The 552-nt window shown below is 83.3% G+C and carries 1 protein-coding gene; it reads right to left on the bottom strand.

Annotated features, from left to right (window positions below; genetic code table 11):
* On the bottom strand, nt 1-552 hold a 552-nt coding region (locus tag GTR00_RS22360; RefSeq protein WP_205706443.1), incomplete at both ends, for an FAD-dependent oxidoreductase.

The raw sequence follows: 552 nt of genomic DNA, 5'->3' as shown, positions 1-552 counted from the left end.
GGCCAGGACGACGGCGTCGGCGGTGCGGGTGCCGCCGGGGGTGCTCACGCGCCAGGCGCCGCCGGGGTCGCGCTCCAGGGCGGTGACGGGGGTGCCGGTGCTCACGCGCGCGCCGCGGGCGGTCAGGTGCGCGGCGAGGGCCTCGGGCAGGCGGGCCACGCCGCCGCGCACGCCGGCGAAGACGGGCCCGGCGGCGGCGGGGCGGGCCGCGGCGGCGGCGCGCACGGCGGCGAGCAGGGAGCCGCCGCGGCGGGCGTGCTCCCACAGGGCCGGCACGGTGGCGCGCAGGGACAGGCGGTCGGCGCGGCCGGCGTAGACGCCGCCGAGGAGGGGCTCGACGAGGCGGTCCACGACGGCGCGCCCGACGCGGGCGGCGACGTAGTCGGCGACGGCGACGTCGTGCTCCAGCGGCGGGGCGGGCAGGTGCTCCTCGGCGCGCACGCGCTCGACGTCGGCGGGCTCGAGCAGCCCGGCGACCTGCTCGGCGGAGCCGGGCACGCCCATGAGGGTGCCGGCGGGCAGGCGGTGGGCGGTGCCGCTGGACGTGGGGGC

It is taken from the genome of Kineococcus indalonis, assembly GCF_009906395.1.
Lineage (GTDB): Bacteria > Actinomycetota > Actinomycetes > Actinomycetales > Kineococcaceae > Kineococcus > Kineococcus indalonis.
Note: the sequence above shows the minus strand (reverse complement) of the source record. Positions and strands in the feature narration are given on the sequence as shown.